Origin of the sequence: Klenkia marina (assembly GCF_900101025.1) — a bacterium.
Classification (GTDB): Bacteria; Actinomycetota; Actinomycetes; order Mycobacteriales; family Geodermatophilaceae; genus Klenkia; species Klenkia marina.
Map to the genome: position 1 here is coordinate 116,733 of NZ_FMUH01000005.1, position 22,587 is coordinate 139,319.

24 protein-coding genes are annotated in these 22,587 nt (G+C 74.9%); 13 read left to right on the forward strand and 11 right to left on the reverse strand.

Annotation, left to right across the window (positions count from 1 at the left end; all coding sequences use genetic code 11):
• The first annotated feature begins 98 nt into the window (after positions 1 to 98).
• The 5 genes from odhI to gcvP all read left to right on the forward strand — a co-directional run bounded on the left by odhI (position 99) and on the right by gcvP (position 5,733).
• The gene (gene odhI / locus BLP29_RS14990) at positions 99 to 617 is read left to right on the forward strand and encodes an oxoglutarate dehydrogenase inhibitor Odhl (RefSeq protein WP_092805891.1); all 519 of its coding nucleotides are present in this window, start codon (positions 99 to 101) and stop codon (positions 615 to 617) included.
• Positions 614 to 1,408, forward strand: a complete 795-nt coding sequence (gene ftsR, locus BLP29_RS14995; RefSeq protein WP_092805893.1) for a transcriptional regulator FtsR — start codon at positions 614 to 616, stop codon at positions 1,406 to 1,408. Before odhI ends, ftsR begins: the two co-directional genes overlap by 4 nt.
• Positions 1,409 to 1,477: 69 nt before the next feature.
• Entirely contained in the window at positions 1,478 to 1,966 is a 489-nt protein-coding gene (locus tag BLP29_RS15000; protein WP_092805895.1) for a bifunctional nuclease family protein, read from the forward strand.
• A 222-nt stretch (positions 1,967 to 2,188) separates the two neighbouring features.
• Positions 2,189 to 2,749 (forward strand): MerR family transcriptional regulator, encoded by a 561-nt coding sequence (locus BLP29_RS15005; protein WP_092805897.1) that lies wholly within the window; start codon positions 2,189 to 2,191, stop codon positions 2,747 to 2,749.
• Positions 2,750 to 2,772: 23 nt separating this feature from the next.
• Entirely contained in the window at positions 2,773 to 5,733 is a 2,961-nt protein-coding gene (gene gcvP, locus BLP29_RS15010) for an aminomethyl-transferring glycine dehydrogenase (RefSeq protein ID WP_092805899.1), read from the forward strand.
• A gap of 65 nt (positions 5,734 to 5,798) precedes the next feature.
• On the opposite strand, the gene BLP29_RS15015 is transcribed toward gcvP, so the two are convergent.
• The 3 genes from BLP29_RS15015 to BLP29_RS15025 form a co-directional block, all read right to left on the reverse strand.
• Positions 5,799 to 6,134, reverse strand: a complete 336-nt coding sequence (locus BLP29_RS15015) for a hypothetical protein (protein WP_092805901.1) — start codon at positions 6,132 to 6,134, stop codon at positions 5,799 to 5,801.
• Positions 6,135 to 6,225: 91 nt separating this feature from the next.
• Positions 6,226 to 6,621 carry a universal stress protein gene (locus BLP29_RS15020; RefSeq protein WP_092805903.1) on the reverse strand — a complete coding sequence of 132 codons (396 nt, stop codon included), beginning with the start codon at positions 6,619 to 6,621 and terminating at the stop codon, positions 6,226 to 6,228.
• Positions 6,622 to 6,632: 11 nt separating this feature from the next.
• Complete coding sequence (locus BLP29_RS15025) at positions 6,633 to 8,087, reverse strand: CitMHS family transporter (protein ID WP_092805905.1); 1,455 nt, start codon at positions 8,085 to 8,087, stop codon at positions 6,633 to 6,635.
• Between the two features lie 155 nt (positions 8,088 to 8,242).
• Here BLP29_RS15025 and BLP29_RS15030 point away from each other — a divergent pair, with 155 nt between their 5' ends.
• Positions 8,243 to 9,868: a sensor histidine kinase gene (locus tag BLP29_RS15030; RefSeq protein ID WP_092805907.1), complete on the forward strand. Its 1,626-nt coding sequence runs from the start codon at positions 8,243 to 8,245 to the stop codon at positions 9,866 to 9,868.
• Positions 9,865 to 10,539, forward strand: coding sequence for a response regulator (locus tag BLP29_RS21825; RefSeq protein WP_092805909.1), 675 nt, complete (start codon positions 9,865 to 9,867; stop codon positions 10,537 to 10,539). The genes BLP29_RS15030 and BLP29_RS21825 overlap by 4 nt, the downstream gene beginning before the upstream one ends.
• Here the strand turns inward: BLP29_RS21825 and BLP29_RS15040 are convergent.
• Both BLP29_RS15040 and BLP29_RS15045 read right to left on the reverse strand, forming a co-directional pair.
• Complete coding sequence (locus BLP29_RS15040; protein WP_092805911.1) at positions 10,521 to 11,987, reverse strand: aminopeptidase P N-terminal domain-containing protein; 1,467 nt, start codon at positions 11,985 to 11,987, stop codon at positions 10,521 to 10,523. The genes BLP29_RS21825 and BLP29_RS15040 overlap by 19 nt on opposite strands.
• Positions 11,988 to 12,021: 34 nt before the next feature.
• Positions 12,022 to 12,432: a VOC family protein gene (locus BLP29_RS15045; RefSeq protein WP_207798519.1), complete on the reverse strand. Its 411-nt coding sequence runs from the start codon at positions 12,430 to 12,432 to the stop codon at positions 12,022 to 12,024.
• Positions 12,433 to 12,510: 78 nt separating this feature from the next.
• On the opposite strand from BLP29_RS15045, the gene BLP29_RS15050 reads away from it, so the two are divergent.
• Complete coding sequence (locus tag BLP29_RS15050; RefSeq protein WP_092805915.1) at positions 12,511 to 13,107, forward strand: DinB family protein; 597 nt, start codon at positions 12,511 to 12,513, stop codon at positions 13,105 to 13,107.
• Here BLP29_RS15050 and BLP29_RS15055 read toward each other — a convergent pair.
• Entirely contained in the window at positions 13,083 to 13,550 is a 468-nt protein-coding gene (locus tag BLP29_RS15055) for a tetratricopeptide repeat protein (protein WP_092805917.1), read from the reverse strand. The genes BLP29_RS15050 and BLP29_RS15055 overlap by 25 nt on opposite strands.
• 54 nt (positions 13,551 to 13,604) lie before the next feature.
• Between BLP29_RS15055 and BLP29_RS15060 the strand changes: the two genes are divergently transcribed.
• Entirely contained in the window at positions 13,605 to 14,030 is a 426-nt protein-coding gene (locus tag BLP29_RS15060; protein ID WP_092805919.1) for a VOC family protein, read from the forward strand.
• A gap of 1 nt (position 14,031) precedes the next feature.
• Here BLP29_RS15060 and coaA read toward each other — a convergent pair whose 3' ends face one another.
• Positions 14,032 to 14,994 (reverse strand): type I pantothenate kinase, encoded by a 963-nt coding sequence (gene coaA, locus BLP29_RS15065; RefSeq protein ID WP_092806440.1) that lies wholly within the window; start codon positions 14,992 to 14,994, stop codon positions 14,032 to 14,034.
• 90 nt (positions 14,995 to 15,084) lie between these two features.
• Here coaA and BLP29_RS15070 point away from each other — a divergent pair, with 90 nt between their 5' ends.
• Positions 15,085 to 15,909, forward strand: a complete 825-nt coding sequence (locus BLP29_RS15070) for a GNAT family N-acetyltransferase (RefSeq protein WP_092805921.1) — start codon at positions 15,085 to 15,087, stop codon at positions 15,907 to 15,909.
• 17 nt (positions 15,910 to 15,926) lie between these two features.
• Here the strand turns inward: BLP29_RS15070 and BLP29_RS15075 are convergent, their stop codons facing one another.
• Entirely contained in the window at positions 15,927 to 16,832 is a 906-nt protein-coding gene (locus BLP29_RS15075) for a serine hydrolase family protein (RefSeq protein ID WP_092805923.1), read from the reverse strand.
• A 42-nt stretch (positions 16,833 to 16,874) separates the two neighbouring features.
• Positions 16,875 to 17,408 (reverse strand): YbhB/YbcL family Raf kinase inhibitor-like protein, encoded by a 534-nt coding sequence (locus BLP29_RS15080; RefSeq protein ID WP_092805925.1) that lies wholly within the window; start codon positions 17,406 to 17,408, stop codon positions 16,875 to 16,877.
• Positions 17,409 to 17,514: 106 nt separating this feature from the next.
• Here BLP29_RS15080 and BLP29_RS15085 point away from each other — a divergent pair, with 106 nt between their 5' ends.
• Positions 17,515 to 18,234, forward strand: a complete 720-nt coding sequence (locus tag BLP29_RS15085) for an HAD family hydrolase (protein WP_092805927.1) — start codon at positions 17,515 to 17,517, stop codon at positions 18,232 to 18,234.
• Positions 18,231 to 20,603, forward strand: coding sequence for a glycoside hydrolase family 65 protein (locus BLP29_RS15090; RefSeq protein ID WP_092805929.1), 2,373 nt, complete (start codon positions 18,231 to 18,233; stop codon positions 20,601 to 20,603). Before BLP29_RS15085 ends, BLP29_RS15090 begins: the two co-directional genes overlap by 4 nt.
• Here the strand turns inward: BLP29_RS15090 and BLP29_RS15095 are convergent.
• Positions 20,585 to 21,280 (reverse strand): M50 family metallopeptidase, encoded by a 696-nt coding sequence (locus BLP29_RS15095; protein WP_092805931.1) that lies wholly within the window; start codon positions 21,278 to 21,280, stop codon positions 20,585 to 20,587. The genes BLP29_RS15090 and BLP29_RS15095 overlap by 19 nt on opposite strands.
• A gap of 94 nt (positions 21,281 to 21,374) precedes the next feature.
• Here BLP29_RS15095 and BLP29_RS15100 point away from each other — a divergent pair, with 94 nt between their 5' ends.
• The gene (locus BLP29_RS15100; RefSeq protein WP_207798520.1) at positions 21,375 to 22,076 is read left to right on the forward strand and encodes a lysophospholipid acyltransferase family protein; all 702 of its coding nucleotides are present in this window, start codon (positions 21,375 to 21,377) and stop codon (positions 22,074 to 22,076) included.
• A 2-nt stretch (positions 22,077 to 22,078) separates the two neighbouring features.
• Here the strand turns inward: BLP29_RS15100 and BLP29_RS15105 are convergent, their stop codons facing one another.
• On the reverse strand, positions 22,079 to 22,501 hold the full coding sequence (locus tag BLP29_RS15105) for a hypothetical protein (RefSeq protein WP_092805933.1): 423 nt from the start codon (positions 22,499 to 22,501) through the stop codon (positions 22,079 to 22,081).
• Between the last annotated feature and the right edge of the window lie 86 nt (positions 22,502 to 22,587).

Here is a 22,587-nt window from a genome sequence, read left to right on the forward strand (position 1 = left end):
CGGCCGACCCACCCGGCCGGCCGCGGCCCGACCACCTGATCGACAGGGGGTCGACAGAAGGTCCGCGGCGGTGCCGCCTGCACACCGGAGGAGACCCCGTGCACTGCACTCGATGTGGACACCAGAACCCCGAGGGCAGTCGCTTCTGCGCGCAGTGCGGCTCTGCCCTCTCCCCGGAGCGCGCCGGCGAGTCGACCAGCGTCATCCCCAAGGTCGGCGGCGAGGACTCCGGCGAGGCCCCCGCCACCGGTGAGACCCCGCTCGACGCCCACGCCGGCGCCGTGGAGTCCCTGCCGGCCGGTTCGGCGCTGCTGGTCGTCAAGCGCGGCCCCAACGCCGGCAGCCGCTTCCTGCTCGACCAGGAGGTCACCACGGCCGGCCGGCACCCCGACAGCGACATCTTCCTCGACGACGTGACGGTCAGCCGCCGGCACGTGGAGTTCCACCGCGAGGGCGGCGGCTTCACGGTGCACGACGTCGGCAGCCTGAACGGCACCTACGTCAACCGCGAGCCGGTCGACGTCGCCTCGCTGGCCGGGGGCGACGAGGTGCAGATCGGCAAGTTCCGACTGGTCTACCTGACCGGGCCGCGCACCGGCGAGCCCGTCTCGTCGTGACCGCCGCGGCCCGGCCCGAGGGGCACCTCCCCGACGCAGGCAGGGCCGCGGCCGACGGCCGGCCCCGGTTCACCATCGGCGAGGTGCTCGCCGGCCTGCGGGACGAGTTCCCCGACGTCACGATCTCCAAGATCCGCTACCTGGAGGGCGAGGACCTCGTCCACCCGCAGCGGACGCCGTCGGGGTACCGCAAGTTCTCCACGGCCGACATCGACCGTCTCCGGTTCGTGCTCACCGCCCAGCGGGACCAGTACCTGCCGCTGCGGGTGATCAAGGAGCAGCTCGACGCCCTCGACCGCGGCGAGGCCCTGCTCGGGGCGTCGGCTCCGGCGGCAACGTCGGCACCGGCGGCACCTCCCGTGCCCGCGGCGGTCGAACCGACCGCTCCCGCGGAGTCGGCCGGGCCGGCCGAGCCGATGTCGGAGGCGGCCTTCGCCGCGGCCGCCGGGCTCGAGCCGGGTCAGCTGGCCGACTGCGTGCAGTACGGCCTGATCACCCCCGGGGCGGACGGCCGGTACCCGGCGTCGGCACTCCCGGTGGCCCAGGCCGCCGGTGGGCTGGCGCGGCACGGCATCGAGCCCCGCCACCTGCGCGTCCACCGCACCAGCGCCGAGCGCGAGGCGGCGCTCGTCGAGCAGGTCGTGGCACCGGTGCTGCTGGCCCGCTCGGAGGATGCCCGCGCACGGGCCGCCGAGCAGCTGCAGGAGCTGGGTGCGCTGTCGACGCAGCTGCACACGGCCCTGCTGGAGGCCCGGCTGCGCGAGGTGCTGGGCCCCGACGCCGACGCCTGATCCCGCGTAGGTTCATCCACGACGGTCCCGCTGCCCGCGCGACCGACACACCGACCGGGGAGGCCCGACGTGCAGGAGCTCAGAGTGGTCGGCGTCCGGGTGGAGCTGCCCGGCAACCAGCCGATCCTGCTGCTCAAGGAGACCCAGGGCGAGCGCTACCTGCCCATCTGGATCGGCGCGGTCGAGGCCGCCGCCATCGCGTTCGAGCAGCAGGGCGTCCGGCCGGCCCGGCCGATGACCCACGACCTCCTCCGCGAGGTCGTCACCACGTTGGGGGCCAGCCTCGAGGCCGTGCACATCACCGAGATGAAGGACGGCATCTACCTGGCCGAGCTGGTGTTCGGCGAGCAGCGCACCGTCAGCGCCCGGCCCTCGGACGCCGTCGCGTTGGCCGTCCGCACGGGGGCGCCGATCTACGGGGCCGAGGCCCTGCTCGACGAGGTGGGCATCGAGATCCCCGACGAGCAGGAGGACGAGGTCGAGAAGTTCCGCGAGTTCCTCGACCAGGTCACGCCGGACGACTTCTTCGGGCCCGGCCAGCAGGAGCCCGGTAGCTGACGGTGGGTGAGCGGGCGGTGACACCGAGCCCATCGCAGGTCACGGTCAGGTCACCCCTGCGGGTGAGCTGGTCGACACGCCGCCGCCCTCGGTTGACCGGCCCGGCGGCCCCGCCTACCTTCGGTGAATCACCCCGGTGCAACTCGAGCCCACGGCTCGGGCGTCGCGCGGGGCCCCCGACCCGGACGTCCGGGTGGGCCGCTCGACGAGGAGGACGCTGACGTGGGCGACGGCAACCAGGGTCAGCTGTTCACCGATGCAGCAGTGGGTGCTCCCTCCTACGACGAGGCCGACAGCGACGCCTTCGGCTACCGCGGCCCGACGGCCTGCGCCGCCGCTGGTATCACCTATCGGCAGTTGGACTACTGGGCGAGAACAGGTCTGGTCGCCCCCTCGGTGCGCACCGCCACCGGCTCGGGCACCCAGCGCCTCTACAGCTTCCGCGACATCCTGGTGCTCAAGGTCGTCAAGCGGCTGCTGGACACCGGCGTCTCGCTGCAGAACATCCGCAAGGCCGTCGACCACCTGCGCACCCGCGGGGTGAAGGAGCTGTCGAACATCACGCTCCTGTCCGACGGCGCCACGGTGTACGAGTGCACCTCCGCCGAGGAGGTCGTCGACCTGCTCGCCGGTGGCCAGGGCGTGTTCGGCATCGCCGTCTCCGGGGCGCTGCGCGAGCTGTCCGGCGAGCTCGCCGAGCTCCCGGCCGAGCGGCTGGACGGCGGTCCGGTCCAGGCCGACGACGAGCTGTCCGCCCGCCGCCGGCGCCGCGCCACCGCCTGAGCGCACCCGGGTACTTTCGGGGAGTGGTCGACTCCCCGCTCCCCACCCTGGCCGAACTGCAGCCGACCGGCGCCTTCGCCACCCGGCACATCGGGCCCCGCCCCGCTGACGTGACGCGCATGCTCGAGGCCGTCGGGCAGCCCTCGCTGGACGCGCTGGTCGACGCCGCCGTCCCGGAGGTGGTCCGCGACCGCACCCCGCTGGCCGTGCCGGCTGCCGAGGGCGAGGCCGAGGTGCTGGCCGCCCTGCGTGAGCGCGCCGCCGCCAACGAGGTGTTCACCTCGATGATCGGCCTGGGCTACAGCGGCACCACCACCCCGGCGGTCATCCAGCGGTGCATCCTCGAGAACCCGGCCTGGTACACCGCCTACACCCCCTACCAGCCCGAGATCAGCCAGGGTCGCCTCGAGGCCCTCATCAACTTCCAGACCGTCGTCGCCGACCTCACCGGCCTGCCGGTCGCCGGGGCCTCGATGCTCGACGAGGCCACCGCCGCCGCCGAGGCCATGACCCTGGTGCGCCGGGCCGGCCGGGCGAAGGCCGACAGCGTCTTCGTCGTGGACGCCGACACCCTGCCCCAGACCCTCGCGGTGCTGCAGACCCGCGCCGAGCCGCTGGGGATCACCCTGCACGTCGCCGACCTGTCGCAGGGCTGGCCCACCGACGTCCCGGCCGCGTTCGGCGTCCTGCTGGCCTACCCGGGTGCCTCCGGTGCCGTGCGCGACCACCGGGCGCTCGCCGAGGCCGCGCGCGCCGCCGGTGCCGCCGTCGTCGTCGCCGCGGACCTGCTGGCGCTGACGCTGCTGGAGGCGCCGGGGGAGTGGGGTGCCGACGTCGCGTGCGGCACCACGCAGCGCTTCGGCGTGCCCATGGGCTACGGCGGTCCGCACGCCGGCTACCTCTCGGTGCGCGAGGGCCTGGCCCGCCAGCTGCCCGGCCGCCTGGTCGGCGTCTCGGTCGACGCCGACGGCGACGTCGCCTACCGGCTGGCCCTGCAGACCCGCGAGCAGCACATCCGCCGCGAGAAGGCGACCAGCAACATCTGCACCGCCCAGGTGCTGCTGGCGGTCATCGCCGGCGCCTACGCGGTCTACCACGGCCCCGAGGGGCTCCGGTCGATCGCGGCGCGCACCCACCGCAGCGCCACCACGCTCGCCGGGTGGCTGCGCGGGGGCGGCGTCGACGTCGTCCACGAGCACTTCTTCGACACCGTGCTGGCCGCCGTCCCCGGTCGGGCCGACGCCGTCGTGGCCGCAGCCGCCGGACGCCGGATCAACCTGCGCCGGGTCGACGCCGACCACGTCGCGGTCGCCTGCGACGAGACCACCACGGTGGCCACCCTGCGCGACGTCGCCGCCGCCTTCGGGGTCGAGCCCGGCGGTCTGGACGACGCCACCGACGCGCTGCCGGCGCAGCTGCACCGGCGCAGCGAGTACCTGACCCACCCGGTGTTCGCAGCGCACCGCAGCGAGACCGCCATGCTGCGCTACCTGCGCTCGCTCAGCGACAAGGACCTCGCGCTGGACCGCACGATGATCCCGCTGGGCTCCTGCACCATGAAGCTCAACGCCGCCACCGAGATGGCCGCGATCACCTGGCCCGAGTTCGCCGGCCTGCACCCCTTCGCCCCGGTCGACCAGGCCCGCGGCTACGCGCAGCTGGTCGACGAGCTGTGCACCGGGCTGGCCGAGATCACCGGGTACGCGGCGGTGAGCGTGCAGCCCAACGCCGGCTCGCAGGGCGAGTTCGCCGGGCTGCTGGCGATCCGGGGCTACCACCACTCCCGCGGCGACTCCCAGCGCGACGTCTGCCTCATCCCGTCGTCGGCGCACGGCACCAACGCCGCCAGCGCGGTCATGGCGGGCATGCGCGTGGTCGTGGTGGCCTGCGACGACCAGGGCAACGTCGACGTCGCCGACCTGCGGGCCAAGGTCGACCAGCACGCCGACCGGCTCGCCGCGCTGATGATCACCTACCCCTCGACGCACGGGGTGTTCGAGACCGCGGTCTCCGACATCTGCGCCGCGGTGCACGACGCCGGTGGTCAGGTGTACGTCGACGGCGCGAACCTCAACGCGCTGGTCGGCCTGGCCCGACCCGGCCGGTTCGGCTCGGACGTCAGCCACCTCAACCTGCACAAGACCTTCTGCATCCCGCACGGCGGCGGTGGCCCCGGCGTGGGCCCGATCGGCGTGGCCGAGCACCTGGTGCCCTTCCTGCCCGGCCACCCGCTGGTCGAGACCGGCGGTCAGGGGCCGGCGGTCTCCGGCGCACCGTTCGGGTCGGCGGGCATCCTGCCCATCTCGTGGGCCTACCTGCGACTGATGGGCCCCGACGGCCTCCGGTCGGCCACCGAGCACGCGATCCTCGCCGCCAACTACGTGGCCGCCCGGCTGCGCGAGCACTACCCGGTGCTCTACACCGGCGACCAGGGCCTGGTGGCCCACGAGTGCATCCTCGACATCCGCGGCATCACCAAGGCCACCGGCGTCACCAACGACGACATCGCCAAGCGGCTGGTCGACTACGGCTTCCACGCCCCGACCATGAGCTTCCCGGTCAACGGCACCCTCATGGTCGAACCGACCGAGAGCGAGGACCTCGGCGAGCTCGACCGGTTCGTCGACGCGATGGTCGCCATCCGCGGCGAGATCGCCCGGGTGGAGTCGGGGGAGTGGGACGTCGCCGACAACCCGCTGCGCAACGCCCCGCACACCCTGGCGATGCTGGCCCGCGACTGGGACCGCCCGTACTCGCGCGAGGTCGCCGTCCACCCGTTGCCGTCCCTGGTGGGCCGGTCGTACCTGTCGCCGGTGCGGCGCATCGACGGTGCCTACGGCGACCGCAACCTGGTGTGCTCGTGCCCCTCGCCCGAGGCGTTCGAGGACGTCGACCCGGCCCCGGTGAGCGGTGACGCCGACCCCGAGGGCGTGGGCGTCACCGAGACCGCCGGCGTCGACCGCGAGCCCGTCGGCCAGGCCTGACGGGGGTCCACCCGAGCACCGAACGCCGGTGGCCCAGGACCGTCGAGGTCCTGGGCCACCGGTGTTCAGCGCTCGTGCCCCGGGGGCCCGGGTGCCGCGGGCCAGGGGCGAGCGGCAGGCGGCACGGGGGCGGTGGACCGCCCGGTCACCGCCGAGGCGACCGCCAGGAGTCCGCCGGTGATGAGGACCGAGCCGGCGAGGACGGCGACCACGATGTTCCCGCTGCCCTCCTCGCCGCCCAGGCACTCCTCGTAGTTCACGTCGCCCGCGGGCGGGCCGATCGTGCACCGGCGGGAGGTGGAGGAGTCCGAGCCGACGTCGAAACCGACCACCATCGCCAGGGCGACGCCCCCGCCGACCAGGAGGGCCAACGCGCACAGCAGACCGAAGAGGATCTTCACACCGCTCATCGTGCCGTCCCCGGGCCGGCCGCCGCGCCGGGGAGCCCCGGGCGCGGCGGACGGGCGAGCAGCGTGGTGCGGATCCGTGCGGTCAGGCGGGGGACTTGACCGTCACGACGGGGCAGTGCGCCTCGGCGATGACCCGCATCGCGTTGCTGCCGAGCAGGAACTTCATCGTCACCGACCGGCGGCGCACCGGCAGCACGACCATGTCGGCGCCGTCGGAGAGGTTGATCAGCGCCTGGGCGACGTCCTCGGGCTGCTCGTGCAGCACGTGGTCGACGCCGTCGGCCGTGCTGGCGATGAGCTCGCGGGTGGCCACCGACAGGTGCACCGGCGCGCTGGGGGTGTCCCCGGCCGACGGCACGATCACGGCGGTGGTCTGCAGGCGCTTGGCCCGCTTGAGCCCCCACTGCAGGGCGGCGACGCCCTCGGGGCGGTCGTTGACGGCGATGACGACGGGCGGGGTCACGAGGGGTGCGGTCATGGCGGGGTTCCTCACGCGTGGAAGGGGACGACGCCGAGCAGCAGCGCGGCGGCGAGCATGGCCATCGAGCACAGGGCGGCCCGCCAGATGACCTTCTTGTGGTGGTCGGCCAGGTCGACCTTGGCCAGCGAGATCAGCAGCAGCATGGCCGGTACCAGGGGGCTGGTCATGTGCACCGGCTGGCCGATGATCGAGGCGCGGGCCATCTCCACCGGGGTGATGCCGTAGTTGGACGCGGCCTCGGACAGGATCGGCAGCACGCCGAAGTAGAAGGCGTCGTTGGTCAGGAAGAAGGTCAGAGGCATCGACAGCACCGCGGTGATGGTCGCGAAGTACGGGCCCCAGCTGGTCGGCACGACGTCGACGATCCAGCTGGCCATCGCGGTGTCCATGCCGGTCGCCGAGAGCACCGCCACGAGCACGGCCGCGGCGAAGACCATCGAGACGACGGCCACGATGCTCGACGAGTGCTCCTTGATGCGCTCGCTCTGCTCGGCCGGGCTCGGGAAGTTGACCAGCAGCGCGACGGCGGCGAACACCATGAACACGAAGAACAGCGGCACCAGGTCCAGGCCCAGCAGCACCAGCAGCGCCACGGTGAGCGCGGCGTTGAACCACAGCAGCTTCGGGCGCAGGGTGGGCCGGCTCGGGTCCAGGCCGGCGATGACGGGCTCGGCGTCGCGGCCGCCGGCGTCGCGAGCGCCGGCGTCGGGGGCCTCGGCGTCCGTGCCGTCACCGGCACCGCCGGTGGGCCGGGCGACCGGCCGACGGCCGCCGCCGGGGCCCCCGGTGACGAACGCGCCGACGCCGGCCAGCTCCTGCTCGCGCACCTCGGTCAGCGAGATGCCCTTCTTGGCCAGGCGGCGCCGCTCGGCCAGGCCCATGAACACCGAGAGCACGAGCACCATGGCGAACCCGGCGACCATGCTGGGCACCATCGGGTTGAACAGCTCGGTGGGCGAGACGTCCAGCGCCGTCGCCGCACGGATGGTGGGACCGCCCCAGGGCAGGATGTTGAACACGCCGTTGGCCAGGTTCGCCGCGACGGTCAGCGTCACCGGGGACATGCCCAGGCGCAGGTAGATGGGGAGCATCGCCGAGACGGTGATGATGAAGGTCGTCGAGCCGTCGCCGTCGAGGGACACGACGCCGGCCAGCAGCGCCGTGCCGATGACCACGCGCACGGGGTCGTCGCCGCAGATCTTCAGGATCCCGCGGATCAGCGGGTCGAAGAGGCCGACGTCGATCATCAGGCCGAAGAAGATGATCGCGAAGAACAGCAGCGCGGCCGTGGTGGCGAACCCGCTGACCTGCTCCTTCACGGCGTCGCCGAGGTCCATCCCGGCGCCGGCGACCACCGCGAAGGTGACCGGCACCAGCACCAGCGCCACGACGGGCGACATGCGCTTGGTCAGGATCAGCGCCATGAAGACGGCGACCATGCCGAATCCGAGCAGTACGAGCATCGGTGCTCCCCTTCGATGTGATCGGCCCCACGGGCCGCGGTGGCGCCGACGCTAGGAGCGGTGGCGTGCACCACACCGCTTGTGCGCGGACTGATCCCTTCTCCGCGTTGAACTGGTTCTGCGCGTTCTGCTCACCACCGGCGTAGGCTGCCTGCGTGCACCCCCGGCGGTGGTCGTTCACGACCCAGACGCTCGCCGTGCTCGTGCTGCTGGTGACCGCTGTCCTGGTGGTCGCCTTCGGCGGCTCGGCCTGGGTGCTGCAGCGCCAGGTGGAGGACGACGCCGGCCGCCTCGCCCTGGCCATCGCCCGCAGCGTCGCCGAGGACGACGTCGTCCGGGCCGGCGCGCTGGCCGCCAGCGACGCCGCCGCACCGGACACCGACGCCGAGCGGGCCGCGCTGGCCGGTGCCGCCGTGCAGGTCGCCGCCGAGGACGCCCGGGAGCGCACCGGGGCCCTCTTCGTGGTGGTCACCGACGACCGGGGGCTGCGCATCGCCCACCCCGAGCCCGACCGGCTGGGCTTCCTGGTCAGCAGCGACCCCTCGGTGCCGTTGGCCGGCGGCGAGGTCGTGGAGGAGGACACCGGGACCCTCGGGCCGGCGGCGCGGGCCAAGGTGCCGGTGCGGGCCCCGGGCTCGGACCGGGTGGTCGGCGAGGTCAGCGTCGGGGTGTCGGTGACCGAGGTCGACCGGCTGGCCCGCAACGCCACCCTGCTGGCCGCGGGCACCGCCGTGCTGGCGCTGCTGGGCGGGGTGGCCGGCGCGGTGCTGCTGACCCGGCGGCTGCGGCGGCTCACCCACGGCGTCCAGCCCGAGGAGATCGGCGTCCTGCTGCAGGGCCACGAGGCCGTGCTGCGCGGGATCGGCGACGGCGTGGTGGCCGTCGGCCCGGACGGTCGGGTCGTGCTGGCCAACGACGAGGCCGCCCGCCTGCTCGGGCGCCCGGTGCGCCCGGGTGACCCGATCGCCGACTGGCCGGCAGGTCTGCGGGCGCTGGTCGCCGAGCCCGACCCGCTCCCCTCGACCACCGTGCTGGGCGACCGGGCCCTGCTGTGCGCCTCGCGTCGGGTGGACCGCGACGGCCGGGCGCTGGGCGTGGTGCTCACCCTGCGCGACCGCACCGACGTCGAGCTGCTGACCCGCCAGCTCGACGCCGTCGCCGAGGCCGGCACCGTGCTGCGGGCCCAGCGGCACGAGTTCGCCAACCGGCTGCACCTGGTCGCCGGCCTGCTCGACACCGGCAGCACCGGCGAGGCCGCCGAGTACGTGCACGGCCTGCTCGGCACCGGGCCGCTGGGCAGCGAGGTCGAGGGCCTGGACGCCGTCGCCGACCCCTACCTGCAGGCGTTCGTGGGTGCGAAGGCTGCGCACGCGCGCGAGGGCGGGGTCGAGCTGCGGCTCGGGGTGGTCGACGTGCGCCGCCGGCTGGTCGACCCGGTCGACGTCACCACGGTGCTCGGCAACCTGGTCGACAACGCCGTCACCGCCCTGGCCGGCCGGTCCGACGGCGTGGTCGAGGTCGACCTGGTGGCCGACGGCGACACCCTCGTCGTGGCGGTCGCCGACTCGGGCCCGGGGGTGCCCGCCGACCTCGGTGACGACGTCTTCGAACCGGGGGTGACCACGCGACCCTCGGGGGAGGGCGGCATCGGTCTCGGGCTGGTGCGCCAGGTGGCACGTGCGCGTGGCGGCTCGGCCGTGCTGGGGTCCGCGGGCGGCGGGGAGCTGGGGGGAGCGGTGTTCGTGGTGCGGCTGCCCGGTGTGGTGGAGGAGGAGCGATGACCGATCTGCAGGTGCTGGTGGTCGACGACGACTTCCGGGTGGCCGAGCTGCACAGCCGTGCGGTCGGCGGGCTGCCCGGGTTCGCGGTGGCCGCCCGGGCCGGCAGCCGCGACGCCGCCCGGGCCGCCGTGGCCGCCCGCCGGGCATCGGGGGCACCGCCGTTCGACCTCGCCCTGGTCGACGTCTACCTGCCCGACGGGTCGGGCATCGGGCTGCTGGCCGACCTGGGCTGCGACGCCTTCGTGCTGTCGGCGGCCACCGAGCCGCCCACCTTCCGTGCGGCCGTGCGCGCCGGGGCGCTGGCCTACCTGGTCAAGCCGTTCCCGGAGCGCGTGCTGCAGGCCCGCCTGCGGGCGTACGCCCGCTACCGCCGGGTGGTGGACGACGTCCCCGAGGTCGACCAGGAGACCGTCGACGCGGCCCTCCACGCGCTGCGGGGGGAGGGGGCGGCCCCGCGTCCGGCGGCCAACGCCACCCGGGACCTGCTGCTGCAGGCGCTGCGGGCCTCCGGGGAACCCCGTTCGGCGGCCGAGCTGGCCGAGGCGACCGGTGTCTCGCGGGCGACCGCGCAGCGGCACCTGGCCGCGCTGGACGCCGACGGCCGGCTCGACCTGCACCTGAAGTACGGGACCACCGGCCGCCCCGAGCAGCGCTACACGCCCCGCGGCTGAGCCCCGGCCCGTGCGCCGGCCTGTGCGTCGGCCTGTGCGTCGGCCATCCACGCGCTCAGCCCGTCGGCGTCGAGCGGCAGCGCGTCGGACAGCACCCGGGCCGCGCCGTCGGTGACCACGAGGTCGTCCTCCAGCCGGACGGCGATGCCGCGCAGCTCGTCGGGCACGGTGCGGTCGTTCACCTGGAAGTACAGGCCCGGCTCGACGGTGAGGCAGTGGCCGGGTTGCAGCACGGTGGACAGGTACTCGTCGCCGTCGAGGCGGGCGCAGTCGTGCACGTCGAGGCCGAGCAGGTGGCTGGTGGAGTGCAGCGTGTAGCGGCGGTGGGCACCGGCGCCCGGGCGGTGGAGGTCGGGGTGCAGCGCGTCGTCGGCGGTGTGCGCGATCAGGCCCCAGCGGTGCAGGTGGTCGGCCAGCACCCACTGGGCCGCGTGGTGCGCGGCCAGGAACTGGTTGCCGGCCCGCACCTCGGCGATGCCGGCCAGGTGCGCCTCGCGGACGGCGTCGTGCACGCGCCGCTGCACCGGCGTCCAGGTGCCGTCGACCGGGAAGGTGCGGGTGACGTCGGCGGTGTACAGCGAGGTGGTCTCGACCCCCATGTCGGCCAGCAGCAGCTGACCCGGGCGGACGTCGCCGTCGACGGGGGCCCAGTGCAGCGAGGTGCCGTTGCTGCCCGCGGCGACGATGGAGGAGTAGCCGACGTCGTTGCCCTCCAGCCGCGCCCGGCGCCAGAACGTGCCCTCCAGCCACCGCTCGCCCCGCCGGCCGCCGGCGGCGAGCAGGCCCGGCAGCTCGGCGACGACGTCGGCGAAGCCGCGCGCGGTGGCCGCGCAGGCCTCGGCCAGCCGGTCGACCTCCCAGTCGTCCTTGACCGCCCGGAGCCGGTCGAGGGTGCGGGCCAGCTCGGGGTCGCCCTCGCCCAGCCCGGTCTCGATGCCCCCCAGCACGCGCGGGTGGGGGACCCCGGCCAGGTCGGCAGCCAGCTCGGTGCGCGGCTTCACCTGGACCTCGAGCTGCTGCGCCGTCGTGGCGGCCGAGGGGATGCCGCCGACCCACAGGGCGCCCTCGCGGCGGTCGGTGACGTACGTGAGCGTGCCCGGCCCGGCCGTCGGTGGCAGGTAGAGCGTCGCGGTGCCGTCGGGGGCAAGCAGCAGGACGGCGCCCTCGGCCTGGTCGCCGGTCAGCCAGGTGTAGGCGCTGGCCGGCCGGAAGCCGAACACGGTGTCGTTGGCCCGCACCGGTGCCGACCCCGACGGGACGACGACCGCCCGACCGGGCAGTGCGGCCAGCAGCCCGGCGCGGTGCGCAGCGGCCGCCCGCGCGGCCCCGGCCACGGCCGGGTGCGGCGCCTCGGGCTCGGGGTCCCACCCGTCGGCCAGGGTCGTCTGCACCCACGGACCGAAGGGCTGGTCGTGCGGGGCGCGCCGGGTGGGGTCGGGGGAGCTCATGGCGCCAGTCTCCCCGCCGCCGGAGGGGGCCCGCTCAGGCGGCGGGGACGAAGACGCAGAAGGGGTGCCCGGCCGGGTCGGTGAGCACGTACAGCGGTTCGTCGGGGTCGGCGCTGCGGTCCAGCCGGAGCTCGGCCCCCAGCTCCCGGGCCCGGTGCAGCACGTGCTGCAACGCCTCGAGGTCGGGCACCGTGCAGTCCAGGTGCAGCTGCACGGGGACGGCGTCGTCGGGCCAGGTGGTCGGGGTCAGCTCGTCGACCTGCTGGAAGGCCAGCTGGACGGCGCCCTCCGGCCCGCGCAGCACCAGCCACTCCAGCTCGTCGGCACCCGGGGCGCCGGGTTCGTCGCCGGGGCGGTAGTGGTAGCCGAGGAGCTCGCGGTAGAACTCGGCCAGCCGCCGGACGTCGGTGCCGTCGAGCACGACCTGGGCGATCACGGGGGGCACGCGGGTCTCCATGTGGCCACCCTGCACCGGGGGTCCGACAGGATCGAGATCCGACGTGATCCGTGCCACGCTCTGTCCATGGCCTACGGATCGCCCGAGTTCGACTGGGACCTGCTCACCCGCCCCGACGTCGTCTCGCTCGTCAGCGGCCAGCTGGGGTTCTCCTGGCTCGACCTCCACCAGCGCCTGGAGGGCCTCACCGACGACGAGTACCTCTGGAAGCCGGCACCCTGGGCGCTGTCGGTGGTCCCGCGCGGCAAGACCCACCGGCGCACGGCGGGCGCGGGGGAGTGGGTGGCCGAGTGGCCCGACGGACCCGACGACCCCGGCCCGCGCACCGTCGCTTGGCTGGTCGCGCACCTCGTGGAGGTGTTCGGCGAGCGGTGGGAGTGGACCTTCGGCGAGCACCGGCGCCGCCGCGACGACCTGGTGCTCGCCCACCCGACCGCCGAGGCCGGCGTGGCCGCGCTGGGCGAGGCCGTGGGCCGCTGGCGGGAGGGGGTCGAGGCGCTGACCCCGGACGAGATGTGGACCGTCGGCCGCAGCCAGGCCACCGAGATCGACCAGCAGGCGCCGTTCGCGCACCTGGTGCTGCACCTCAACCGCGAGCTGGTCCACCACGGCGCCGAGATCACCGTGCTGCGCGACCTCTACCGGGCGAGCTCCGCGGCGTAGGCGGTCAGCGAACGCCGGTAGCGGGTCACGGTGGGCGCCAGCGCGCCCAGGGCCACCCCGACCGCCTCCCGCTCCCGGCCGGCGTCGGCCAGGCACAGCGCGAGGAACCCGCGCACCGCGGCGGACAGCTCGTCCTCGACGGCGAGCTCGCCCACGAGCAGCTCGACGCCGGCCGCGGGGTCACCCAGGTTGCGCAACGAGCTGGCCAGCTGCACCGTCGCCTGCCGACGGCGCGACTCGGGCAACCCACGTGCCAGCGCCTCCCGGTACAGCTCGACCGCCTCGGCCGGCGCCCCGGTCGAGTCGTGCGCCCCGGCCAGCTCGAAGACCCCGGACCCGTCGCCGTACGGGCAGGCCGCCGCGACCTCGGCCGCCCGGTCGACGAAGCCCGGCGCGTCGGTGTCGCCGGCCCACAGATCGCGCACCCGCTGCTCCCAGTCCATGCACCCCACCTTGCCGCACCGGTTCCTGTCGGACCCCCGTGCCATGGTCGACCCATGAGACCCGTCGTCACCCTGCTGACCCTCGGCGTGGCCGATCTGCCGCGCGCCCGCGCCTTCTACGCCGCCGTCGGGTGGCGGGAGTCGAGCGACTCCCAGGAGTCCGTCGCCTTCCTGCACGGGGCCGGCACGCACCTGGGCCTGTGGTCGCGCGCCGAGCTGGCCGCCGACTCCGAGGTGCCCGACGACGCCGGGGGGTGGGGCGGCATCACGCTGGCCCACAACGTGGGTTCACCGGCCGAGGTCGACGCGGTGCTCGCCGAGGCCGAGGCCGCCGGCGGCGCCGTGCTGCGCCGGGGCTCGGCCACCGTCTGGGGCGGCTACAACGGCGTGTTCGCCGACCCCGACGGCCACCGCTGGGAGGTCGCGCACAACCCGGGCTGGCCGCTCGACGCCGATGGGCGGTCCGTGCTCCCCGGGTGAGTCAGAGCTTGCGCAGCAGCACCCGGCGCACCGAGTGGTCGGCGGCCTTCTGCAGCACGAGGCGGGCGCGCGACCGGGTCGGCGCGATGTTGTTCCGCAGGTTCGGCCCGTTCACCGCCGCCCAGATGCCCCGCGCGGTCTCGACCGCCTCGGCGTCGGTGAGGTCGGCGAACCGGTGGAAGTAGGCGCCCGAGTCCTGGAACGCGGTGCGCCGCAGCGCCAGGAACCGCTCGACGTACCACTGCTCGACGTCGGCCTCGCTGGCGTCGACGTAGACGGAGAAGTCGAAGAAGTCCGACAGGAAGACCTCGGGCACCTTGCCGTCGGCGCGGGCGCCGGCCTGCAGCACGTTGAGGCCCTCGAGCACGAGCACGTCGGGGGAGTCGACCACCTGCTCCTGGTCGCCGAGCACGTCGTAGCTCTGGTGGGAGTACAGCGGCGCGCTGACCGAGCCGCGCCCGCTCTTCACGTCGGCCAGGAAGCGCAGCAGCGCCCGGCGGTCGTAGGTCTCGGGGAAGCCCTTGCGGCCCAGCTGGCCACGGGCCTCGAGCACCGCGTTGGGGTGCAGGAACCCGTCGGTGGTCACCAGGTCGACCCGGGGGGTGTCGGGCTGGGCGGCCAGCAGCACCTGCAGCAGGCGCGCCGTGGTGCTCTTGCCCACCGCCACGCTGCCCGCCACGGCGATGACGTAGGGCACCTTCGCCGTCCTCGTGCCCAGGAACTCCGACTGCACCGTCCACAGCCGGCGGCTGGCGGCCACCTGCATGGCCAGCAGGCGGGCCAGGGGCAGGTAGACGGTGCGCACCTCGTCGAGGTCGATGCGGTCGCCGAGCGTGGCCAGCCGGGCGAGCTCCTCGGCGTCCAGGGGCAGTTCCTGGCCCTCCGCCAGCGCCCGCCACTGGGCCCGGTCGAACCCCGCGTAGGGCGAGGGATGGCTCCGGGGCGCGACCGTCACGGCGACCATGGTGCCCATGGGGCGGGCCGCTCCCTCGCCCGGGTGGGCCCGGCGGCCCGCCATCGGGTGGGGTCGACCACCCGCGTCTAGGGTTCGGGTGTGCCGAAGCGACCTGCTCTGCTGGACCGCATCGAGCAGTACTTCGCCCTCTCCCCGCTGCCGGACACCCCGGTGCGCCCGGTCGGCGGCCTGGTGGTGCCGACGGGGTCGCCCGAGTGGCCCTACCCCGCCCGTCCGCTGCCGGGGGGTGGGCCGGTGGGTGCCACCGACGTCGAGGACGCCCTGGCCCTCCAGCGCGCCGCCGGCCTGCCCGAGGCCGTCGAGTGGTTCGCCGAGCGCAACCCGGGTCTGGGCGCGTCCGTGCGGGCCGCCGGTCTCGTGGTCGACGAGCTGCCGCTGCTGGTCGCCGTCGACGACGTCGAGGTGACCCTGCCCGAGGGGGTGCGCTTCTACCTCGTCGGCGCCGAGGACCCCCAGCTGGCCACCTACCAGCGCTTGGCCCAGCTGGCCTTCGCCGTACCCGTCGGCGCCGCCGCGGGCCCGGTCTCCTCCTCGCCGGGCGTGGCGCCCGAGCGGCTGGTGGACCCACCGCAGCCCACCGACGTGCTCCGCGAGCGCATCGCCGCCGGTCGCACCGTGATGATGATCGCCGTCGAGGACGGCGAACCCGTCGCGGTCGGCTCGCACCAACCGCTGGACGTCGACGGCGTCGGGTTCAGCGAGATCGTCGGGGTCGCCACGCTGCCCCGGTTCCGCGGCCGCGGGCTGGGCGCCGGGCTCGCCTCGACCCTCGTCGAGCACGCCCGCGAGACCGTCGAGACGGTCTTCCTGGCCGCCGGGGACGACGACGTCGCCCGGGTCTACGAGCGGGTCGGGTTCGCCCGCATCGGCACCACCCTGGTGGGCGAGCGCCCCGTCGACTGACGACGAGGCCTCCGGGGTCAGCGGCGCAGGGCCTGCGCGGCGGCGTCCAGCGCGGCCCGGGCGGTCGGCCAGTCGACGTCGACCGGGAACTCCGCGAGCAGGACCACCACCTCGTCGTCCACCACCCCGGCCGAGTGCAGGTGCCGGACGTCGTCCACGCAGCACATCCAGCCCTGCTTGACCGCGGTGTCCGCCGTCCGTCCCGGTCCGAGCAGGCCGAAGGACTGGTCGAAGCCGTCGGCGCCCACCGGTGCGGCCCGGGCGAGCAGACCCGTGATCAGCGCGGCGTCGTCGGGGTGCGCCTGCAGCGGCAGCAGGACGAGGAACCGGGCCAGGTCGCTCGCGGTGGTGAGCGAACGGCCCCACGCGCCCGGGTCGGGTGCCGGGGGCGTGGTGCCGCGCAGTCCGTAGCGGGCGACGACGTCGGCGAGCAGCGCCGGACCGTCGTGGGCCACCCAGAGCTCGGACGCGGCCAGGTCGTCGGAGGTGGTGAGGGTGGCCTCGATGCGGGCCAGGTCCGCCGGGGACACGGCCGACCCGGACGCGCGGGCGGCGGTGAGCACACCCTCGGCCAGGTACAGCTTGACCAGCGACGCCGTGGGGACCGGCCGGTCGATGTCGCCGGCCGACCACGACCCCGCGGACGTGCGGGCGACCGCGTCGGCGGTGGTGCCCGGCGCGCTGACCGGGACGACGGGGCGGACCGCGACCGTCAGCACCCCGGTCGGGCCGAACGCGGCGAGGGCGGCGCCGGCGGGGGAGGCAGGGGCCACGGGGACGTCGGCGACGACGTCGGCCGCCGCCTGGGCCGGGGCACTGGTCGACCGGGGGTCCGGCGCAGCGTGCGCCGTCTCGGCCTCGACCAGCAGGGCGGCCACGAGCGTCACCGCGACGGACCCGACCCGACCGCCCCACCGGCTCATGCATCGTGCACTACCCGGTGGGGGCGGGCCGGTACTCCTGGGTCAGGGCACCTCGTAGGTGGGCACCAGCGTGGCCCGGGCCAGGGTGTGGCTGAAGAGGTTGAAGCCGAGGAAGGCGCACGACCCCTCGGCCGGCACGCCGAGGTCGTCGGTGTCCAGGGCGTGCACCACGACGAAGTAGCGGTGCGGGCCGTGGCTGAACGGGGGAGCAGCGCCGACGAAGCCGGCGAACCCCGCGTCGTTGCGCAGCTGCACGGCGCCGGCGGGCAGGTGGCCGTCGGCCGCGCCGGAGGGCAGCTCGGTGACCGAGGCGGGGATGCCGGTGACCGCCCAGTGCCAGAAGCCGCTGGCGGTCGGGGCGTCGGGGTCGTAGACGGTGACCGCGAAGCCCTTCGTGCCCTCGGGGAACCCCGACCACGACAGCTGCGGCGAGCGGTCCTCGCCGTCCAGACCCATCTTCCCGCTGACCTGCTCGCGGCCCAGCGGCTCGCCGTCGCCGACGTCGGTGCTGGTGACGGTGAAGTCGGGCACCTCGGGCAGGAAGTCGTAGGGGTTCGGCGGCGTGGGTCGGGCCATGGTTCTCTCCTGCGGCTCGCGGGACTCGGTCGTCCCCAACCTAGGAGGGTGACGGGGTCCCCGCTCGGCAGGTGGAGTCGATCCACCGGCCGTAGCCTTCGGAGTCGTGCTCGGACTCCCTGATGCCATCCGTGGCTGCCTCTTCGACCTCGACGGCGTCCTGACCAGGACCGCGACCGTCCACCAGGCTGCGTGGAAGCGCACCTTCGACGAGTTCCTGCGCGCCGGGGACCCGCAGGCGGGGGAGTTCACCGACGCCGACTACCAGCAGTACGTCGACGGCAAGCCGCGCGCCGACGGCGTGCGCGACTTCCTCGCCTCCCGCGGCATCGAGCTGCCCGAGGGGACCGCGGATGACGGCCCGGACGCCGACACCGTGCAGGGCGTGGCGACCCGGAAGAACGACCTGGTGCAGCTCGAGCTCGACGAGCACGGGGTCGAGGTCTACGACGGATCGATGCGCTACCTGCGCGCGGTCAAGGCCGCCGGCCTCCCGGTCGCCGTGGTGACCGCCTCGGCCAACGGCGAGAAGGTCATCGCGGCCGGCGGCTTCGCCGACCTGGTCGACGCCCGCATCGACGGGGTCGTCACGGCCCGCGAGGGCTACCGGGGCAAGCCAGCCCCCGACACGTTCCTGGCCGGTGCCCGCGCCCTGGGGCTCGAGCCCGCGCAGGCCGTGGTGTTCGAGGACGCGCAGTCGGGGGTGGCCGCGGGCCGCGCCGGCGAGTTCGGCTTCGTGGTGGGCGTCGACCGGGTCGGCCAGGCCGACGCGCTGCGCGAGCACGGCGCCGACGTCGTCGTCGACGACCTGGCGGAGCTGCTGTGACCGAGGGGCGGGCGCACTTCCCGGTCGAGCCCTGGGCGCTCACCGAGACCGCCATCGACCACGACAGCCTGGCCGTGAACGAGTCGGTCTTCGCGCTGGCCAACGGCCACATCGGCATGCGCGGCACGCTGGAGGAGGGCGAGCCCTCCGTCGTCCCCGGCACCTACCTCAACGGGTACTTCGAGGAGCGGCCGCTGCCCTACGCCGAGGCCGGCTACGGCTTCCCCGAGGAGGGGCAGACCGTCGTCAACGTGACCGACGGCAAGCTGATCCGGCTGCTGGTCGGGGACTCGCCCCTCGACCTGGACTACGGCCACGTCATCTCCCACGAGCGCACCCTCGACCTGCGGGCCGGGGTGCTGCGGCGGTGCACCGAGTGGCGCTCGCCGAACGGCCGCACGGTCGAGGTGCGCAGCACCCGCCTGGTCTCGCTCACCCGCCGCTCCATCGCCGCGATCCGCTACGAGGTGCGGTGCACCGACGACGGCGGCGACCTGTACGTGGCCCTCCAGTCCGACCTGCTGGCCAACGAGGTGGTCGAGAACTCCGGGTCCGACGACCCCCGGGCCGCGGCCGCCCTGCGCAAGCCGCTGCAGTCCGAGCTGCACACCGGGCGCGGGCGGCACGCGGTGCTGGTGCACCAGACCAAGAAGTCCCGGTTGCGCATGGCCGCGGGCATGGACCACGACGTGCTCGTGCCCGACAGCGCCAGCGAGGACCTCGAGGTGTCCCCGGACCTCGCCCGGTACACCCTGGCCGCGCGGCTGCCGGCGGGGGAGAAGCTGCGGCTGACCAAGTACCTGGCCTACGGCTGGTCGTCGCGGCGGTCCTCGGCCGCCGTCCGCGACCAGGTGGAGGGCGCGCTGAGCGTGGCCAAGCTGGCCGGCTGGGACCGGCTGGCCGACGAGCAGCGCCAGCTGCTGGACGGGCACTGGGCCCAGGCCGACGTCACCGTCGAGGGCGACGACGAGCTGCAGCAGGCCGTGCGGGTCGGCATGTTCCACGTCCTGCAGGCCGGGCTGCGCGCCGAGCGCCAGCCCATCCCGGCCAAGGGCCTCACCGGCCCCGGGTACGACGGGCACGCGTTCTGGGACACCGAGACCTACGTGCTGCCCGTGCTCACCTACACCGCCCCCGAGGCCGTGCGCGACGCGCTCATCTGGCGCTGGAGCACCCTGGACCTGGCCCGCGAGCGCGCCCGGGTGCTGGGCCAGGAGGGCGCCGCCTTCCCGTGGCGGACCATCCGCGGGGAGGAGACCAGCGGCTACTGGCCGGCCGGCACCGCCGCGTTCCACGTCAACGCCGACATCGCCGACGCCGTCGTCCGCTACTGGCACGCCACCCAGGACGAGGCCTTCGACGCCGACCACGGCGCCGAGATGCTGATCGAGACCGCCCGCCTGTGGGCGTCGCTGGGCCACCTGGACGACGGCCGGGGGTTCCGCATCGACGGCGTCACCGGTCCCGACGAGTACACCGCCGTCGTGGACAACAACGTCTACACCAACCTCATGGCGCAGCGGAACCTGCGCGAGGCGGCGGCGGCCGTCGCCCGCCAGCCCGGCGTCGCCGGGCGGCTCGAGGTCTCCGCCACCGAGGTGGCGACCTGGCTCGACGCCGCAGACCAGATGCGCATCCCCTTCGACGAGCACGTCGGCGTGCACATGACCAGCGAGGGGTTCACCCGCCACCAGGAGTGGGACTTCGACGGCACCCCGCCCGAGAAGTACCCGCTCCTGCTGCACTTCCCCTACTTCGAGATCTACCGCAAGCAGGTGGTCAAGCAGGCCGACCTCGTCATGGCCCTGCACCTGCGCGGCGACGCCTTCACGCACGAGCAGAAGGTCGCCGACTTCGCCTACTACGAGGCGCGCACGGTGCGGGACTCGTCGTTGTCGGCGGCGCAGCAGGCCGTGGTGGCCGCCGAGTGCGGGCACCTGCAGCTGGCGCACGACTACTGGGGGGAGGCCGCGCTCACCGACCTGCAGAACCTGCACGGCAACTCCGGGCACGGCCTGCACATCGCCTCGCTGGCCGGGGGCTGGACCGTGGCGGTCGCCGGGTTCGGCGGCATGCGCGACCACGACGGCCGGCTCACCTTCGCCCCCCGGCTGCCGCCGAGGCTCACCGGCCTGGCCTTCCGGGTGGTCTACCGCGGACGCTGCCTGCGGGTGCGGGTCACCCAGGAGCGGGCCACCTACCAGCTGGTGTCGGGGGAGCCGCTGGAGATCGGCCACCACGGGCAGACCGTCACGGTCACCGACGCCGAGCTGGTGCTCGACGTCCCGCCGGCCCCCGAGGTCGAGCCGGTGACCCAGCCGGCGCACTGCGCACCGCGTCGCCGCGGGCGTCACGGCAGCAGCCAGTAGCCCCCCAGCACGAGCGCCCCGACGTCCACCAGGAGGAACACGCCCACCCACACCAGCCCGGGCAGGCCGGTGAGGCGGGCCAGCTGGTCGGCGTCGCTGTCCGGGGTCGGACGGCGACGCCGACCGGCCTGCAGCTCCCACACCGTGCGCGGGGCGGCCAGCAGCAGGAAGAACGCGACGACGTGGGCGAAGCCCGCCTGCCACTGCGCGGGCAGCCACCAGGTGGCCGCGAACACCAGCGCGCCGGTGACCAGCACCGACCAGAGGCCGTAGAAGTTGCGGATCTGCAGGAGCAGCAGCGCGAGCAGGGCCAGCACCGCCCACAGCATCCCGATGGCGTGCCCGGCCGCCAGCAGGGCCGCTGCACCCAGTCCCAGCAGGCCCGGGCCGACGTAGCCGGCCAGCGCGGTCACCACCATGCCGGGGCCGGTGGGCCGCCCCCTCGAGACGGTCACCCCGGAGGTGTCCGAGTGCAGCCGGATGCCGGCCAACCGGCGGCCCGTGAGCAGGGCCGCGACGCCGTGGGCGCCCTCGTGGGCGATCGTGACGGCGTTGCGGCTGAGCTGCCACGCGTCGCGCTGGGCCACGAGGGCCAGCGCGACCAGCGCCGTGGCCAGCAACCAGGGCAGCGGCAGCGGGGGAGAGGGGGCGGTGACGCGGTCCCAGATCTGTTCCATCGCCCCGGCAGTCAACCCGGTGAGCCGGGCCCGGTGGGGTGCGGCACACTGACGACGCCCTCCGCCGGGGAGGGTCGCTGCCGAGGAGGCCCCCGTGACCACCCCGTCGATCCCGATCCCGTACCGCGTGGTCATGGCCATCGGCACGCCCGCCGTGCGGTGGTGGGGCAGGCTCGAGGTGCGCGGGCTGGAGAACCTCCCGTCCTCCGGACCGACGGTCGTGATGGCCAACCACGACAGCCAGTGGGACCCGGTCATCGCCGGCATCGCGGCCCTGCGGGTGCGGCACCTGCGCGCCCTGGCCAAGGACTCGTTGTGGAAGAACCCCGTGGTGGGCAGGTGGCTCACCGGCATGGGCCAGATCCCGATCGCCCGCGGGCGCGGTGACGCCACCGCGCTGCAGGCGGCCATCGACGTGCTGCGCGAGGGCGGCTGCATCGGCATCTTCCCCGAGGGCACGGTGTCCCGGGGGCGCACGATGCGCTTCCTGTCCGGGGCGGGCCGGCTCGCCCTGGCCGTCCCCGGCACCACCGTGGTCGGCCTGCGCATCACGGGTCAGACCGACGTCGTCCGGTTCCCGAAGCGTCCGCGGATCGTCCTGGAGTTCCTGACGCCGACCGCCGCCCGCGAGGGCGAGTCGGCGGTCGCGCTCACCAAGCGGGTCATGCAGGAGGTGCGCACCGGTGCACCGCCGGCCATCCCGGGTCGGGCGAAGACCGCGGCGAAGTACCGCGAGCTGGCCGCCGAGCACGCGGCCGCCCAGGCGGCGGAGAAGCCGGCCGACAAGGCGTCCTGAGCTCAGCCGGCGACGAACGGCACCAGGAGCACGGACGCCGCCGCCGCGACGCCGAGCAGGGTCAGCGGCCAGCGCCCGGGCCGACCCCGGCGGAGCACCGAGTGGACGACGCCGGCGGTGCCCAGCCCCAGCACGGTGACCACGTCGAGCGCCCAGGTGCGCATCGCCTCGCCGCGGGCACCGGGGTCGGATCCGTAGAGGTCGAGGAAGCCGTCGAGCCAGTTCCAGGCCATGGCGGCCAGCACGACCGCGACCGCGAGGCCCAGCAGGCCCTGGCCGGCCCGGTCGCCGTGCCCGGGCCACGGACGGCGGCCCGCCGGCCGGGAGCCGGGGTCGGGCACGGAGCCGGCGACGGCGCTGGCGATGGTGCTGGTGACGGGACGGGGGGCGACGGCGACCGCGGCGGCGCGCTGGTACGGGCTCATGTCCACCGACCCTGCCGGCGTGGTGCGTCCCGACCCAGGGGGCCACTACTCAGCTCGACCCGGGTGGAACTGTCGGTGCGACGGCC